General features: G+C 64.5%; 16 protein-coding genes. 10 read left to right on the forward strand and 6 right to left on the reverse strand.

Annotation, left to right across the window (positions count from 1 at the left end; translation table 11 throughout):
* The first annotated feature begins 74 nt into the window (after positions 1-74).
* Genes L979_RS01650 through L979_RS01660 form a run of 3 tightly spaced genes read left to right on the forward strand, consistent with a single transcriptional unit; the run spans position 75 to position 3,293 of the window.
* On the forward strand, positions 75-1,379 hold the full coding sequence (locus L979_RS01650) for a magnesium transporter MgtE N-terminal domain-containing protein (RefSeq protein WP_047688419.1): 1,305 nt from the start codon (positions 75-77) through the stop codon (positions 1,377-1,379).
* Complete coding sequence (locus L979_RS01655) at positions 1,372-2,103, forward strand: DUF1003 domain-containing protein (RefSeq protein WP_081993566.1); 732 nt, start codon at positions 1,372-1,374, stop codon at positions 2,101-2,103. The genes L979_RS01650 and L979_RS01655 overlap by 8 nt, the downstream gene beginning before the upstream one ends.
* Before the next feature lie 14 nt (positions 2,104-2,117).
* Positions 2,118-3,293 carry a P-loop NTPase gene (locus L979_RS01660; RefSeq protein ID WP_156125289.1) on the forward strand — a complete coding sequence of 392 codons (1,176 nt, stop codon included), beginning with the start codon at positions 2,118-2,120 and terminating at the stop codon, positions 3,291-3,293.
* A 32-nt stretch (positions 3,294-3,325) separates the two neighbouring features.
* Here L979_RS01660 and L979_RS01665 read toward each other — a convergent pair whose 3' ends face one another.
* Entirely contained in the window at positions 3,326-3,763 is a 438-nt protein-coding gene (locus L979_RS01665) for a twin-arginine translocase TatA/TatE family subunit (RefSeq protein ID WP_047688421.1), read from the reverse strand.
* Between the two features lie 43 nt (positions 3,764-3,806).
* Positions 3,807-4,466 carry a hypothetical protein gene (locus L979_RS01670; protein WP_052209326.1) on the reverse strand — a complete coding sequence of 220 codons (660 nt, stop codon included), beginning with the start codon at positions 4,464-4,466 and terminating at the stop codon, positions 3,807-3,809.
* Between the two features lie 219 nt (positions 4,467-4,685).
* Between L979_RS01670 and L979_RS01675 the strand changes: the two genes are divergently transcribed.
* Positions 4,686-5,318 carry an O-methyltransferase gene (locus L979_RS01675; RefSeq protein WP_047688423.1) on the forward strand — a complete coding sequence of 211 codons (633 nt, stop codon included), beginning with the start codon at positions 4,686-4,688 and terminating at the stop codon, positions 5,316-5,318.
* 148 nt (positions 5,319-5,466) lie between these two features.
* On the opposite strand, the gene L979_RS14870 is transcribed toward L979_RS01675, so the two are convergent.
* The 3 genes from L979_RS14870 to L979_RS01685 all read right to left on the reverse strand — a co-directional run bounded on the left by L979_RS14870 (position 5,467) and on the right by L979_RS01685 (position 7,908).
* Positions 5,467-5,634: a DUF3117 domain-containing protein gene (locus L979_RS14870; protein ID WP_081993569.1), complete on the reverse strand. Its 168-nt coding sequence runs from the start codon at positions 5,632-5,634 to the stop codon at positions 5,467-5,469.
* Between the two features lie 103 nt (positions 5,635-5,737).
* Positions 5,738-6,997, reverse strand: coding sequence for a hypothetical protein (locus L979_RS01680; protein ID WP_052209327.1), 1,260 nt, complete (start codon positions 6,995-6,997; stop codon positions 5,738-5,740).
* Complete coding sequence (locus L979_RS01685; protein ID WP_047688425.1) at positions 6,994-7,908, reverse strand: TIGR00730 family Rossman fold protein; 915 nt, start codon at positions 7,906-7,908, stop codon at positions 6,994-6,996. The genes L979_RS01680 and L979_RS01685 overlap by 4 nt, the downstream gene beginning before the upstream one ends.
* A gap of 130 nt (positions 7,909-8,038) precedes the next feature.
* Between L979_RS01685 and L979_RS01690 the strand changes: the two genes are divergently transcribed.
* The 4 genes from L979_RS01690 (at position 8,039) to L979_RS01705 (ending at position 11,457) form a co-directional block, all read left to right on the forward strand.
* Positions 8,039-8,827: an amino acid ABC transporter ATP-binding protein gene (locus L979_RS01690; protein ID WP_052209328.1), complete on the forward strand. Its 789-nt coding sequence runs from the start codon at positions 8,039-8,041 to the stop codon at positions 8,825-8,827.
* A 50-nt stretch (positions 8,828-8,877) separates the two neighbouring features.
* The gene (locus tag L979_RS01695; RefSeq protein WP_047688427.1) at positions 8,878-9,723 is read left to right on the forward strand and encodes a glutamate ABC transporter substrate-binding protein; all 846 of its coding nucleotides are present in this window, start codon (positions 8,878-8,880) and stop codon (positions 9,721-9,723) included.
* Positions 9,724-9,892: 169 nt separating this feature from the next.
* A complete protein-coding gene (locus tag L979_RS01700; RefSeq protein ID WP_047688429.1) occupies positions 9,893-10,579 on the forward strand; it encodes an amino acid ABC transporter permease in 687 nt (228 codons plus the stop codon).
* Complete coding sequence (locus tag L979_RS01705) at positions 10,579-11,457, forward strand: amino acid ABC transporter permease (RefSeq protein ID WP_047688432.1); 879 nt, start codon at positions 10,579-10,581, stop codon at positions 11,455-11,457. The genes L979_RS01700 and L979_RS01705 overlap by 1 nt, the downstream gene beginning before the upstream one ends.
* An 81-nt stretch (positions 11,458-11,538) precedes the next feature.
* Here L979_RS01705 and dapE read toward each other — a convergent pair whose 3' ends face one another.
* Positions 11,539-12,669, reverse strand: coding sequence for a succinyl-diaminopimelate desuccinylase (dapE, locus tag L979_RS01710; protein WP_047688434.1), 1,131 nt, complete (start codon positions 12,667-12,669; stop codon positions 11,539-11,541).
* Positions 12,670-12,708: 39 nt separating this feature from the next.
* On the opposite strand from dapE, the gene dapD reads away from it, so the two are divergent.
* Both dapD and galE read left to right on the forward strand, forming a co-directional pair.
* Entirely contained in the window at positions 12,709-13,674 is a 966-nt protein-coding gene (gene dapD, locus L979_RS01715; RefSeq protein WP_047688436.1) for a 2,3,4,5-tetrahydropyridine-2,6-dicarboxylate N-succinyltransferase, read from the forward strand.
* A gap of 134 nt (positions 13,675-13,808) precedes the next feature.
* Entirely contained in the window at positions 13,809-14,825 is a 1,017-nt protein-coding gene (gene galE, locus L979_RS01720; RefSeq protein ID WP_047688437.1) for a UDP-glucose 4-epimerase GalE, read from the forward strand.
* Positions 14,826-14,950: the final 125 nt, after the last annotated feature.

Below are 14,950 nucleotides of genomic sequence, written 5' to 3' on the forward strand. Positions count from 1 at the left end.
ACTGAAAGTCACGTGAAGATCCGCTGCATCATCGCGATGGGCTGAACCCGGTGCACGGCCAGTAGGCTGATGCGGTGAGCAGCTCCCTGGAAAAGATCTTCATCGGCCGATTGATCGGTCTGGACGTCTTCGACCCCCTGGGCGACCGTGTGGGACGCCTCCGCGACTTTGTGGTGCTGCGCCGCGCCCCCGGAGGCAAACGCGGCGGTCAGGTCAAACGGCCCATTGTGGTGGGCATGGTGGTTGAGGTCCCCGGCAAACGGCGTGTGTTCGTCCCCATGACCCGTGTGACCAGCATGGACTCCAAACGCATAGTGTGCACCGGCCTGGTCAACCTGCGCCGGTTCCAACAGCGCGGACAGGAAACCCTGGTGATCGGGGAGATGTTTGATCAACACGTTGCCCTGCTGGACGGCTCGGGCACGGCCACCATTGTGGACGTGGCCATGGAACGGGCCCGCTCCGGGGACTGGCAACTCACGGAGTTGTTCGTGCGCCGGGCAAGCACCACGGGCGGGTTGATGCGTCGTCGTCCCGGGGAAACCTTGGTGGTGGACTGGGAAGAGGCCCGCGATCTGGCCAGTGTGGGGCCACAGGCCGCCACGCAGTGGGTCCAAGCGCACGAGGAGGACCAGCCCGCGGACATGGCGGAGGAACTGCACGAGCTCTCCGACAAGCGAAAAATGGAGATCGCAGGTGAGCTGCAGGACGAACTGCTGGCAGACGTTCTCCAGGAGCTTCCGGAGGAGGACCAGGTCTACATCCTGACCAACCTGGACGTTGAGCGTGCTGCAGACGTCCTGGAGGAAATGGAACCGGATGATGCCGCGGACCTGCTCAACGAGCTGCCGGACACCCAGGCCGAGGACCTGCTGCAGTTGATGCAGCCGGAAGAAGCCGAGGACGTCCGCCGCCTGCTTGAGTACGACGAAGGCACAGCCGGTTCCATGATGACTCCCGTGCCCATCATCCTCTCCCCGGAAACCAGCGTGGCCGATGCCCTGGCCGCCATCCGGCAGGAGGAGGTTTCCCCCGCCGTGGCGGCCGCCGTGTTCGTGTGCCGCCCGCCGCTGGAAACCCCCACTGGCCGGTATCTGGGCATGGTGCACATGCAACAGTTGTTGCGCGTGCCGCCGCCTGAACCTCTGGGCACCATGCTGGACACCTCGATCGAGCCCGTGCGTGACATGGCCCCGATCTCCGATGTGGCCAAAGAACTGGCCACCTATGACCTCACCATCATCCCTGTGGTCAATGAGAACCGGCGCCTGGTGGGCGCTGTGACCATTGACGACGTCCTGGACGATCTTCTGCCCGATGACTGGCGGACTTGGGACGATGGAACCCCCGTACGAAAGGTGGGACGACGCTATGAGTGACATCCGCGCAAATGCCGAACGCCGTTCCTCCGGTCTGGACACGCCATCCGGTCTGCGTCACGGCGTGTGGGACCGACTGCGTCCCAACCCGGACTCCTTCGGTCAGATGACAGAGGGTTTTGCCCGTTTCATGGGTACTCCGCAGTTCCTGTTGTGGATGACCGTGTTCGTGGTGGTGTGGCTGGGGTGGAACACCTTGATGCCCGAGAGCCTGCAGTTCGACCCCCGTGCGTTGAACTACACCCTGTTGACCTTGATGCTCTCCCTGCAGGCCTCCTACGCCGCTCCCCTGCTGCTGTTGGCCCAGAACCGACAGGACGACCGTGACCGTGTGATTGCCGAACAGGACCGCAAGCGCGACGAGGAGAACCTGGCGGACACCGAGTACCTGATCCGGGAGATCGCCTCGTTGCGCATGGCTGTCCGGGATGTGGCCACCCGCGACTTCGTCCGCTCAGAGATGCGTGACCTCCTCCAGGAACTGCTGGAGGACCGGGATGAGAACGACGACGACGCCGGTAAGAAATCTCCGGCAACACCTGCCACGTTGGCGCCCAAGACGAAGAAAAAGAAGAAGACAGGTCCCGGTGAATCCCGGGACTCCAAGGCTGCACCCACCGGGCTGATTCCGGTGGTTCCGGACTCACTGGAACCCCATGCCGAGCCGCTGGATCAGCCCGTGGAGCGCACCCAAACCGACCCGGACACCAACACCCCGTCCTGAGAGCAGTGACACCAGTGAGTTCTGAGACCGTTTTGCCCCAACCCACCGTGGATCCCAGGCTGCGTGATGCGTTGAACACGGTCCAGGACCCGGAGCTGCAGCGTCCGCTGTTGGATCTGGGCATGGTGCAGCGGGCCGTTCTGGAAGCCGATGGCACGGCCACCGTGGGGGTGCTGCTCACCATTTCCGGATGTCCTCTGCGCTCCACCATTGAGGCGGACCTGGAATCCGCCCTCATGCAAGTGGATGGCGTTCACCGCGTGACGGTGGAACTGGGCGTGATGACCCCGGAGCAGCGGCAGGAACTCAAACAGCGTCTGGGCCACACCCGTAGCATCCCGTTCGCCGATCCCGATTCCCTGACCCGGGTGCACGCAGTGGCCTCCGGCAAGGGTGGGGTGGGCAAGTCCTCGGTGACTGCCAACATCGCAGCTGCCCTGGCTGCCCGCGGGCGGCAGGTGGGAGTGGTGGATGCGGACATCCATGGGTTCTCCATCCCTGGTTTGTTCGGGATTCAGCGTGGCCCCACCAAAGTGGATGAGATGATCCTGCCTGCTGTCGTGGAGGTTCCGGGCAACGCCCGTCGTGACAACGGCACTCCTGGCTGCGTCAAGGTGATCTCCATCGGAATGTTCACTGACCCCGCCACTCCCGTGGTGTGGCGCGGTCCCCTGTTGGACCGGGCCATCGAGCAGTTCTTGGCGGATGTCCACTTCGGGGATCTTGACCACCTGCTCCTGGACCTGCCCCCGGGCACAGGAGATGTTGCCATCTCCGTGGCGCAGAAGCTCCCGCACTCCAAGGTCCTGGTGGTTTCCACCCCCCAGCAGGCCGCCACAGGCATCGCCGAGCGCGCCGGGACCTTGGCCGCCATGACGGAGCAGAGCGTGGCCGGGGTGGTGGAGAACATGGCCGCCATGGTCATGCCGGATGGCTCCAGCCTGGAGCTCTTCGGCTCAGGTGGTGGGCAGCAGATTGCGGAGTCCTTGACGGAACGCATGGGCTACCCCGTGCCCATGTTGGGTTCCATTCCTTTGGACGTGGCGCTGCGTCAGGCCGGTGATGCCGGTGCGCCGGTGGTCTGGTCGGAGCCTGATTCCCCGGCAGCGGTTGCCCTGCGTGAGATCGCCGAACAGATCGACGGCCCCCGCGGGCTGGCAGGCATGTCCTTGGGCGTCACCCCACGCTGAGCAACGTGGCACCAGCCCCAGAAAGCGGTGGCTCAGGTGGCCTCTGAATCGAACGGAGCCCGCTGACCGGGTGCCAGGCGCACCAGTGACGTGGTCTGGGTGGCGGCGGTGGAGCCTCCCCCACTGCCTCCAGCCTCCCGCTCGGCCTTGCGTGCTTCCCGGGCGGCCTCACGCTCTTTCCGTTCACGGCGGCGCTTTTCCTCGGCGTCCTCCTGATCCACTTCCGCCAACGCCTCCCGCACGATCGTGCGGGGGTCGTACTGCCGGGGGTCCAGTCTGCGCCAGTCGACGTCAGTGACTTCCGGGCCCAGGGTTTCGCGCAGGTCGTCCTTGGCTCCGCTGGCATAACGGCGTGCTGCTTTGACCAGGTCCTTGAGCTTCTGCGCGTATTCGGGCAGACGTTCCGGGCCGATCACAAGCAGCGCCACCACAATCAGGACGATTGCTTCTGCTCCACTGATACCGAACACGGCTAAGAGGTTAGCAGTCGGAGTTGGCTGCGGACGCGAGTTCTCATTGCACTCCCAGGATGCGCCGCCAGCCCAGCGCAATGGTTTCCAAGGTCCCGTGGTCGGGTTGGGCCGGCTGGTCCAGAACGGCCCGGTGACCGGCCTCGACCTGCTGCAACAGATTCACCATGCGCGGTGGTGCGGCATCGGAGACCAGGGTGTAGACGACGTCGTCGTGAACAATCATGGCCCGCCACGGTTTGCCCTCATGGACCCACACGGTGGCACCGGAAATGGAGGTGCGCTCCAGCCCCACGGCACTGGCCGGCAGCCCGGTGTCCCCGGCCACGGGGTGCTCGGTGTCCACGGTGCCGCGTTGTTCCACCACGGTGATCTGCCGGGATCGGTTGTTCTCCACCACCACGACGACGGCCGGTTGCCCGGCAACGGTGGTCAACCTCAAGGATTCTGTGCTGTACCCGTTGAGCCCCACCAGCGGCAGGGTCCAGCCGTCGGCACGCAAGGTGTCGACGTCGGAGTTCTGGGTGTGCACCAGCCCTTGCGGCCCCATCCAGGTGGAACCGGAGACCGTTGCGGAGCCCGTGGACGTGGTGGCACCGCGGGATCCGACATACCAACCGGACAGGGCGATTCCCACCAGCAGGAACGTGGCGACCGCCAGGGAGACCACCACGATCCGTTGAGTCCAGAAAACCTTGTGCACGCCTGATTCATCCCGTTGGTGAAGAGGTCTGTGGGGTGTTCACAACAGACCGGTTCAAGAGGTCACCGCCATGGTCACCGGAGAACCTGAACGCCTCCTGGGCGCAGGCCCGTTGCGGGCCGTGAGCGGACTGACCCTCACCCCCCGGTCCCCCAAGCGGTCGGGACGAGTAGGATGCTCAGGGCACACTGGAGTTGACGCAGAACGGGAGGGTGAAAAATGGGCCGAGGCAAGACCACCAGCTGGTCCTATGCCGAGGCCTACCCTCGGGAGGACGAGGTCCTGCTGCGTGCACGCGAACGCGCCACCACCTTGAACATCCGCCCGGTCACACCGGGTGTTGCTGCAGCGCTCACGGTGCTGACCGCCGCAGCCCGGCCACGATCCGTGGTGGAAGTGGGTACCGGCACCGGAGTTTCCGGTACCGCCATTCTGCGGGGCCTGCCTGAGGGTTCCGTGTTGACCACCGTGGACACCGATGTCCGGGCTTTGCGCGGCGCACGGGACACCTTCCGGGAGGCCGGAGTGGCCAGCAACCGGATCCGCACCATTTCCGGGAGAGCCTCCTTGGTCCTGCCTCGCCTGACCACGGGGGCCTACGACATGGTGTTTCTGGACGCCGATGCCGCCAACGCCCTGCTCTACGTGGATGAAGCCGCACGGATGCTGCGCACCGGAGGCACCCTGGTGGTCCAGGACACCCTGGACCAGGACCGGGTGCCGGACCCGGTGGTCCGGGATGAAGCCACACGCATCCACCGGGAGATGCACCGTGTGTTCCGTGAGGACGACCGTTTTTTCTCCGCCATCCTCACAGCCGGTTCGGGCCTGTTGGTGGCCGTCAAGAAGTGACCCGGGCCCGGGATTGGCAGTCGTCTACCCGTCCCTGTAGGGACATCTCTGGTGAAAAGAGCCCTCCACCGTGATCGGTGGAGGGCTCTTGAGTTCGTGGTCAGCCGCCAGGCAGAACTGCCCGGGAACTGACGAGGTCACTTCAGGCTCAGGAGGTCACGCCTTCCAGGCATTCCTTGAGTTCTGCGGCCTCATCGGCCTTGAGTTCAACGACCAGGCGTCCGCCGCCTTCCAGGGGCACGCGCATGATCAGGCTGCGGCCTTCCTTGGTGACCTCCATGGGACCGTCACCAGTCCTCGGCTTCATAGCCGCCATTGGTTGTTCTCCTGTCATCGACGTGAGTTTCCGTCACATCTTACCGGACGGCCTGCTGGTATTAGCGAGCGCGACCGGTTGGGTTTGCTGGTGACAGGCCGGATCACGGTGGCCAGTCACCGCCGCCGGGCAATGGCGACCACTGCCAGAGGTATCCCACCCAGACGATCTGGAACAAGGCACCCACCACAATCAGCGTGATCCGATAGGAACGCGCCGGGCTTGCGGCCACCAACGGGGCTGCCAGGACGAACAACGGCGCCAACATGCGGAAGGTGGAGGACTGCGGGTGCAGGAAGGCCAGCAGGTACACGGCGTAGCAGGCCACCCACATCCACACGATCAGCGGCAGCGTGGTACGCACCGTGCGGGTGGTGATCAACAGGGCAAAGCCCACCACCAGAACCACCACGCCCAGCCACCCCAGGTACGGGCCCATAAACCTCTCCCCCAGTGCGAACCAGGGTTCGAAGACCACCAGGGAAGATCCACGCCATGCGGTTTCGGTCTCCATGTACGCCGTGGCTTCACCGGTCACGGCCCACGCGAAGGCCGGCCAGACCAACGCGCAGGCGCAGGCCCACACCGCCAACCAGAACCACTTGTTGAACACCCCTAGCACCGCACCCGCCTTCCACGTCCCGTTGGCGTGGTGGCTGCGCAGGGATCCCACGGCGTGGATCAACCAGGTCAGCCCCAACGCGGCAGCAAACGGAACACCGGCCGGCCGGGTCAGGCACATCACCAGGATCAGACCCACGGACCACAGCACCCGGCCCCGTACCGCCAACAGCAAAGCGGCTGCCAGCAGGGCCAGATGGAGGGATTCCGCATACGCCGCCTGGAACACCGGCGACACCGGGCCGAAGGCCACCACAGCCAATGCCCACACCGCTGGATCCGGTGCCAAGAACTCCCGGAACAGCTTGAGGATCAGCACGGCGGCTGCAAACCCCGCCAACAGCGCCACGGTGGAGGCCGCAACGGCCCACGGCAGACCTGTGACCGCCGTGATGGCTCGCACCACCAGGGGAAACACCGGGTAGAACGCCCATGCATTGGCTTGCACCGAACCGGTGGCGTCTCTAGGCAGCTCGGAGGGGTAACCGCCGTCGTGAACCCGCTCGTACCACTGGCCGTCCCAGATGCTCAGCACGTTGAAGTACCCCAGCGGAGTGGGCCCCCACGGACCGTCAGGTGACTGGCGGTCGACGACGACGAAGATGATCGCCGCCCACAGTCTGGAGACCAACCAGATCAGAAGAGCCTGGCCCCACCACGGGACAACGGCGAAGGCAGAGGCCGTCCGACCGGTGGCCTGTGTGAGAGCCAGATGCACCCGGGTGGGGGCATCTGGGTTCACCGTTGTCCACCTTCGGGGAACTCATCAAGGTCGAGATGGTGCTGTTCGTGGGACCGGCGTTCGTGAGCTTCCCGCATGACAGCCACAGCCTCCTCGGGGGAATCCGTGACACACAGCAGGTCAACGTCTCCGGCGGAGATCATGCCCTCGGACACCAAGGTGTTCTTGATCCAGTCCACCAGCGGTGCCCAGAAGGCCGTTCCCATCAGCACCACCGGGAACCGGGTCATCTTGCTGGTCTGCACCAAGGTCAGGGACTCGAAGAGCTCGTCCAACGTGCCGAATCCACCCGGCAGCACAATGAAGCCCTGGGAGTACTTGGCGAACATGGTCTTGCGGACAAAGAAGTACCGGAAGTTGATGCCGAGGTCGATGTACTGGTTCAGACCCTGCTCATGCGGCAGCTCAATGCCCAGACCAACCGAGCGGGCGCCGACGTCATGGGCACCGCGGTTGGCGGCCTCCATAATGCCCGGGCCACCACCGGTGATCACGGCGTACCCGGCCTCCCCCAACTGGCGGCCCACGGCGCGCCCCATGGAGTAGTCCTGCGAGGACTCCGGCGTGCGCGCAGAACCGAACACGGAGATTGCAGGCCCCAGTCGAGCCAGGGTGTCAAAACCATCCACGAACTCGCTCTGGATCCGCAGCACCCGCCAGGGGTCGCTGCGCGTGAAGTCACCGGGTTCGCGCCCAGCCAGCACTTCCGGCTCCAAGAACCGCTGGTCAGAAGTGCTGCGGTGCAACTCACGGCCGCGCAGAAGAATCGGGCCCTTGTGTCGGAACGGTTGGCCGGAGCCACTTGATGGGCTCGCTGAATGCGCAGGTGACACCGGTTGTCCGGAAGCATCTGCGGGCGGATCAGTTCGGGTCTGTCGCTCCGGCGTGGGGGTTTCTGGGGTGGAAGTCATGGTCTCCACGGTATCGGGGTGCCCCGCGCAGGCTCCCCCCGTGGCTTCGTGGCGCAACATTCTCTAGGAATTTCACCAACTTGCAACGTGGTTGACCTCACATTGACCAAACCTCAACTATGTTCTTGACATGCCCAACCAGACTGTGAGTCCGCCAACAAGTCCCATCGCCACGCAGGCCGGTGAGACCTTGGTGAAGATCGCCAACGTGAACAAGCATTACGGCAGCTTGCACGTGCTCAAGAACATCAACTTGGACGTCAAGCGCGGTGAGGTGGTGGTGGTCATCGGCCCCTCCGGCTCCGGCAAGTCCACACTGTGCCGCACCATCAACCGCCTGGAAACCATTGACGAGGGCGAAATCACCATTGACGGCAACCCCCTGCCCAAGGAGGGCAAGGCGCTGGCCAAGCTGCGTGCGGACGTCGGCATGGTCTTCCAGTCGTTCAACCTGTTTGCGCACAAGTCCGTGCTGCAAAACGTCACGCTCGGGCCCATGAAGGTCCGTGGCAAGTCCTCGGCTGCCGCCAAGGAGCGGGCCATGGAACTGCTCGAGCGCGTGGGGGTGGACAACCAGGCGGAAAAACTGCCGGCCCAGCTCTCCGGTGGACAGCAGCAGCGTGTGGCCATAGCCCGCGCCCTGGCCATGAGCCCCAAGGTCATGCTCTTTGATGAGCCCACCTCCGCCCTGGACCCGGAAATGATCAACGAGGTCCTGGACACCATGGCCGATCTGGCCCGCCAAGGCATGACCATGATCGTGGTCACCCACGAGATGGGCTTTGCCCGCCGTGCGGCAGACCGGGTGGTGTTCATGGCTGACGGGCAGATCGTGGAGCAGAACACCCCGGAGGAGTTCTTCTCCAACCCGCAGTCCGAGCGCGCCAGGGACTTCCTGAGCAAGATCCTCAACCACTGATCCAGCACCACCAACCCTTCAACACCATCACAACACCAAGGGAGACACCAATGCACCGCAGCAAAAAGATCTACAGCGCCGTGGCTCTGACCGCAGCTGCCGCCCTGACCCTTTCCGCCTGTGGCGGCGGGGACTCGGGCAACGGCGACGGCGGCGATTCGGACACCGTTCGCATCGGCATCAAGTATGACCAGCCCGGCCTGGGCTACGCCGACGGCGGGGACTACACGGGCTTTGACGTCGACGTCGCAAAGTACGTGGCCAATGAACTCGGCTACTCCGAGGACCAGATCGAGTGGGTTGAAGCCCCTTCGGCCAACCGCGAGAACATGCTGCAGAACAACCAGGTGGACATGATTTTTGCCACCTACTCGATCACTGACGCCCGCAAGGAGTCCGTGGACTTTGCCGGCCCGTACTTCACCGCAGGTCAGGACCTGCTGGTGCGTGCCGATGACGACTCCATCAACGGACCCCAGGATCTGGACGGCAAGAACTTGTGCTCCGTCACGGGCTCCACCTCCGCTGAGAACGTTCGCGACGAGGTCGAAGGTGTGAACCTGGTGGAGCAGAGCGGCTACGCAGACTGCGTGACCATGCTGGGCTCCGGCGGTGTGGACGCGGTGACCACTGACGACATCATTCTGGCCGGACTGGCCTCCACGGATGCCAACCAGGGCCAGTTCCGCGTGGTGGGCAACACCTTCTCCGAGGAGCGCTACGGCGTGGGCCTGCCCAAGGGCTCGGACAAGTGCGAGGACATCAACGCCGCCATCGAAAAGATGGTTGAGGACGGCGCCTGGGAGGAGGCCGTGACCTCCAACACCGAGGGCGCGGACTACTCCTACAACACCGACTGGAACCCGCCGACTCCTGACGAGACCTGCGGTTCCTGATCCAACCGGCCGCACCAGGCCCGTTGAATCATCGTGATCAGCGTGTGGTGGGTGCACTGCCCAGGTGGTGCACCCACCACACGCCGTTAACCCCCTGTCCGAACATGCACCGGGCAGGTTTCATCCCATTTCCATCTCACAGACTCGTCTGTGACCTCAAAGAGGCATCGTGAGTAGCTATCTCTCAGACTTTGCGAGTCTGTTCGAGCAGTTCGACGTCGCATCCGCGTTCTGGGTCAACATCCAGTTGACCTTCTTTGCGGCCATCGGCTCCATGCTGCTGGGCACCGTGCTCGCCCTGATGCGGGTCTCCCCCATCACTTCCATGCGCTGGCTCGGTGCCGCCTACGTCAACATCATCCGCAACACCCCGTTGACCATCATCCTGGTCTTCCTGGTGTTGGGTGTGTGGTCCCAGCTGCAGCTGAACCTCAGCCCGGACTTCAACAAGAACTTCTTCCGCTACGCCGTGGTCGGTTTGGCCATCTATCACGCAGCGTTCGTGTGTGAGGCCATCAGGTCCGGTGTGAACACTGTCCCGGTGGGGCAAGCAGAAGCGGCCCGCGCCATCGGGCTGGGCTTCCTGCCCGCCGCGCGGCTGATCATCTTCCCGCAGGCCCTGCGCGGAGCCATCACTCCCCTGGGCAACACGCTGATCGCACTGACCAAGAACACCACGGTGGCTGCTGCCGCCTCGGTCACGGAGATCTCCGCCTTGATGAAGTCCATGATTGAGTTCCGGCCTGACGTGATCATTGCGGTGTTCTTGACCGTGGCCATCGGCTTTGTCCTGATCGTGGTTCCCGTGGGTCTGTTGACCACGTGGGCCTCCCGAAAGTTTGCGGTGGTGCGCTGATGTCCTCCAAAGCACAGAACGTTCTGTTTGACGTCCAAGGACCGCGCGGGCGGATGCTCACGTTGATCTTCAACATCGTGGGTGTGCTGCTGGTGGCAGCCATCGCCTGGTACGTGCTGGCTCAGTTGGGCGAGCGCGGTCAGCTGGAGTCGTCCAAGTGGACCCAGTTGTTCACGGCCAGGTCTTGGAACAACTTCTTCATTCCCGGCATCATCGCCACCTTGCGGGCCGCTGGTGTGGCCGTGGTGCTCTCAGTGATCTTCGGCCTGATCTTTGGTCTGGGCCGCCTGTCCCAGGTGGCGGTGATCCGCGGGATCTCCACAGTGGTGGTGGAGTTCTTCCGCGCGGTGCCCGTGCTGGTCATGATGATCTTCTTCTACTTAGGGCTTGGACGCACCGGTTTGGTCCAGCCCACGGAGACCCCGTTCTGGGCTGTGGTGCTGGCCCTGATGTTCTACAACGGATCCGTGATTGCCGAGCTCATCCGCTCCGGTGTCCACGGTTTGCCCCGGGGGCAACGGGAGGCCGGCCTGGTGGTGGGTCTGACCGAGTCCCAGACCTTGCGCTCGATCTTGCTGCCGCAGGCTCTCACGGCCATGCTGCCGTCCCTGGTGAGCCAGTTCGTGGTGATCCTCAAGGACACGGCACTGGGATACATCATCACCTACCCCGAGCTGCTGGCCTCCGGCCGACGCCTGGGATCGGGGGATGGCAACATCCTGCAGACCTTGCTGATGGCAGCCGTGATCTTTGTGGTCATCAACTTTGCGTTGACCTCACTGGCCCAGTGGCTTTCCGGGTTCCTGAGCTACCGCACTTCCGGCAAGACCAAGACCCCTGACGCACCAGCACCGGCTGCTCCAACTCCTGCCAAGTAGTTCCAGGACCCAACCACAGACGGGTGGCAGTTCGGTACCTCATCAGCTGTTGACGACGTACCGTACTGCCACCCGTTTGACTCATTCAGCGCTCAGCCAGGACTTCAAGGCTCGGTGGCAGGCGCGCACCGCATCGGCGGTCACGTGTTCGTCGTCGGTGTGCGCCAGCAGCGCATCTCCGGGCCCAAAGTTCACGGCCGGAACCCCGTGTTCGGAGAAGCGGGCCACATCAGTCCAGCCGTACTTGGGCTTGGGCTCCTGTCCCACCGCGGCCACAAAGGCTGCAGCAGCTGGGCGGTCCAGACCGGGACGTGCGGCCGGGGAGAGATCCACGAATCTCAGGTCATGTCCGGGGAACAGGTCCCGGCAGTGCTGCTGGGCTTCTTCCAGGGTCTTGTCCGGGGCAAAGCGGTAGTTGATCTCCACCCGCGCGGCATCCGGAATCACATTGCCCGCCACGCCGCCGCTGATCCGAATGGCGTTCAGTCCCTCCCGGTAAACCAGCCCCTCCACCTCAATGGCAGCCGGTTCATACCCCGCCAGAACCTCCAGGACGTCGGCGAGCTTGTGAATCGCGTTCTCCCCTCGCCAGGCACGCCCGGAGTGGGCAGCCAGGCCGGTGGGCTCAATGGTGAATCGCAGCGTCCCGTTGCAGCCACCCTCCACCGTGCCGTCGGTGGGTTCCAGCAGCACCGCAAAATCGGCTTCCAGCAGCTCGGGGCAGTTGCGGTACAACCGGCCCAGCCCGGACTTGGCGGAATCCACTTCCTCGTGGTCGTAGAACACGTAGGTCACGTCCCGGTTGGGGCGGGTCAGCTCAGCCGCCAGAGCCAGTTGCACGGCCACCCCACCCTTCATGTCCGTGGCACCACGCCCGTAGAGCACCCGGGCGTCGTCGTGCTCAGTCCACGACGACGGCACCGTCCCCCTGGCACCATCCGCGCTCGGCAACGGGACGGTGTCCAGGTGACCGGCCAGCACCACGCGCTCGGGCAGGCCGATCTGGGTGCGGGCCACCACGGCGTCACCGTCGCGGTGGACCTCTAGGTGAGAATGTTCACGCAAAGCTGCTTCCACGGCATCGGCCAGCGGGCCCTCGTTGCCGGAGACGGACTCGACGTCGGTCAACGCTGCTGTGAGCTCAGCCGGGTCAGCCGCAAGATCCAGCGGTGATGGTGTGGGCGATTGAGTGCCGGAATGCGCAGTCGTCATCCAACCACCCTAGCGGCGCGTGATCCGTAGGATGGACCCATGACTTCCAATCACTCTGACGCCCCCCGCTACGCCGCCGGAATGGGTTTGGCCACTGTTGTGGCTGGAGGCCCCAAGGCCGGCACCATCCTGGACGTGTGGTACCCCAACCCCGTCCTGGCCCAGGAGCCGGACACCTCCCTGGATGCCGACCTCCGCGGTGCTGCCGTCCCTGATGCCGAGCGCAACGTGACCGCCGAGATCGTGGAACGCGTGATCGATCTTGATGCGGCCCCGCAGGACGCCGCAGATGCCTACCTGCGCCTGCACCTTCTCTCCCACCGTCTGGTGCAGCCCAACACGTTGAACCTGGACGGGATTTTCGGCCTGTTGGCCAATGTTGCCTGGACCTCCCGCGGTCCGGTGCTGGCCGAGGAACTGCAGTTCGCCCTGTTGCGCATGCGCTCCACCGGCAATGTCACGGTGCTCTCCGTGGACAAGTTCCCGCGCATGGTGGATTACGTGGTCCCCACCGGTGTGCGCATCGGCAATGCCGACCGCATCCGCCTTGGCGCGCACCTGGCTGAGGGCACTACGGTCATGCACGAAGGATTCGTGAACTTCAATGCAGGCACCCTGGGCACCGCCATGGTGGAAGGCCGTATCTCAGCCGGTGTGGTGATCGGGGATCACACGGACATCGGTGGCGGCGCCTCCATCATGGGCACGCTCTCCGGAGGCGGCAAGCAGCGCATCCAGCTGGGCGAGCGCGTCCTGCTGGGTGCCAACGCCGGTGTGGGCATCTCCTTGGGCGATGACTGTGTGGTGGAGGCCGGTCTGTACGTGACGGCCGGAACCCGCGTGAACGTGCTGGGTGAGGGCAATGAGCCCCAGGTGGTCAAGGCCGTGGATCTCTCCGGTGTTCCCAACCTGCTGTTCCGCCGCAACTCCCTCACCGGTGCGGTGGAGGCTCTGCCCCGTGCCGGGCACACCGTGGAACTCAACGAGGCTCTGCACAAGAACTGAGATCCGCGTGTGGGTGGGTGGTGAGCCCGCCGGCACGCCAGAGATTGAGGTGGGTGGGACCCGACCGGGATCGTCAGGTCCCACCCCATCACCGGTGAACCGAGGGACGGTCCACCACAACAGAAAGGCATCCCATGCGCATTCTCGTGACCGGCGGTACCGGTTACATCGGTTCTCACACCGTGTTGTCTCTGCTGGAGGCCGGTCACGACGTCGTCGTGCTGGACAACCTGGCCAACTCCTCCCGGGAATCCCTGGTCCGGGTGGAAGAACTGGCCGGGCGCAGCATCGACGGATTTGAGCAGGTGGACCTGCTGGACGCCCCGGGCCTGAACCGCGTGTTCCAGACCTGGAAGCCGGAGGCTGTCATCCACTTCGCCGGGCTCAAGGCCGTGGGCGAATCCGCGGAAAAGCCCCTGTGGTACTACTCCAACAACGTGGGCGGCACCCTGAACCTGCTGCATGCCATGGAGGACAACGACTGCCGCACCATCGTGTTCTCCTCCTCGGCCACCGTGTACGGCGAGGTGGAGACCATGCCGTTGACGGAGAAGGTGGAGAAGGACGCCACCAACCCCTACGGGCGCACCAAGGAACAGATCGAGGACATCCTGGTGGACCTGGCCGCCGCCGATGACCGCTGGAACGTTGCCCTGCTGCGCTACTTCAACCCCGTGGGCGCCCACGAGTCCGGTCGGATCGGTGAGGACCCCCGCGGCATCCCCAACAACCTCATGCCATTTGTGGCGCAGGTGGCCGTGGGCCGCCGGGAGAAGCTGCGCGTGTTCGGCGGCGACTACCCCACCACGGACGGCACCGGCGTGCGCGACTACATCCATGTGGTGGACCTGGCTGACGGCCATGTGAAGGCCGTGGACTGGTTGGCCGCCAATGGTGGGCTGCGCATCTGGAACCTTGGCACCGGTCACGGGTACTCCGTGCTGGAGGTCCGGGACGCCTTTGAGAAGGCCTCCGGCGTGGAAATCCCCTACGAGGTGGTGGAGCGCCGCCCCGGCGATGCCGCCACCACCTACGCTGATGCCTCCGCCGCCCTGGCTGATCTGGGCTGGTCCGCGGACCGGGACATGGACACCATGTGCCGCGATCACTGGAACTGGCAGAAGAACAACCCCAACGGTTACGAAGGCTGATCTTTCATTTCCTGAGTAGTGGTTTGTGCCGCCCATCAGAGCTGATGGGCGGCACAAACCACTGGTCAGCACCTGCTCTACGACGACGCCGGGGGGCACCTTCCGTACGGAAGGTGCCCCCCGGC

The sequence above is a fragment of the Kocuria sp. ZOR0020 genome (assembly GCF_000800955.1).
Classification (GTDB): domain Bacteria; phylum Actinomycetota; class Actinomycetes; order Actinomycetales; family Micrococcaceae; genus Kocuria; species Kocuria subflava.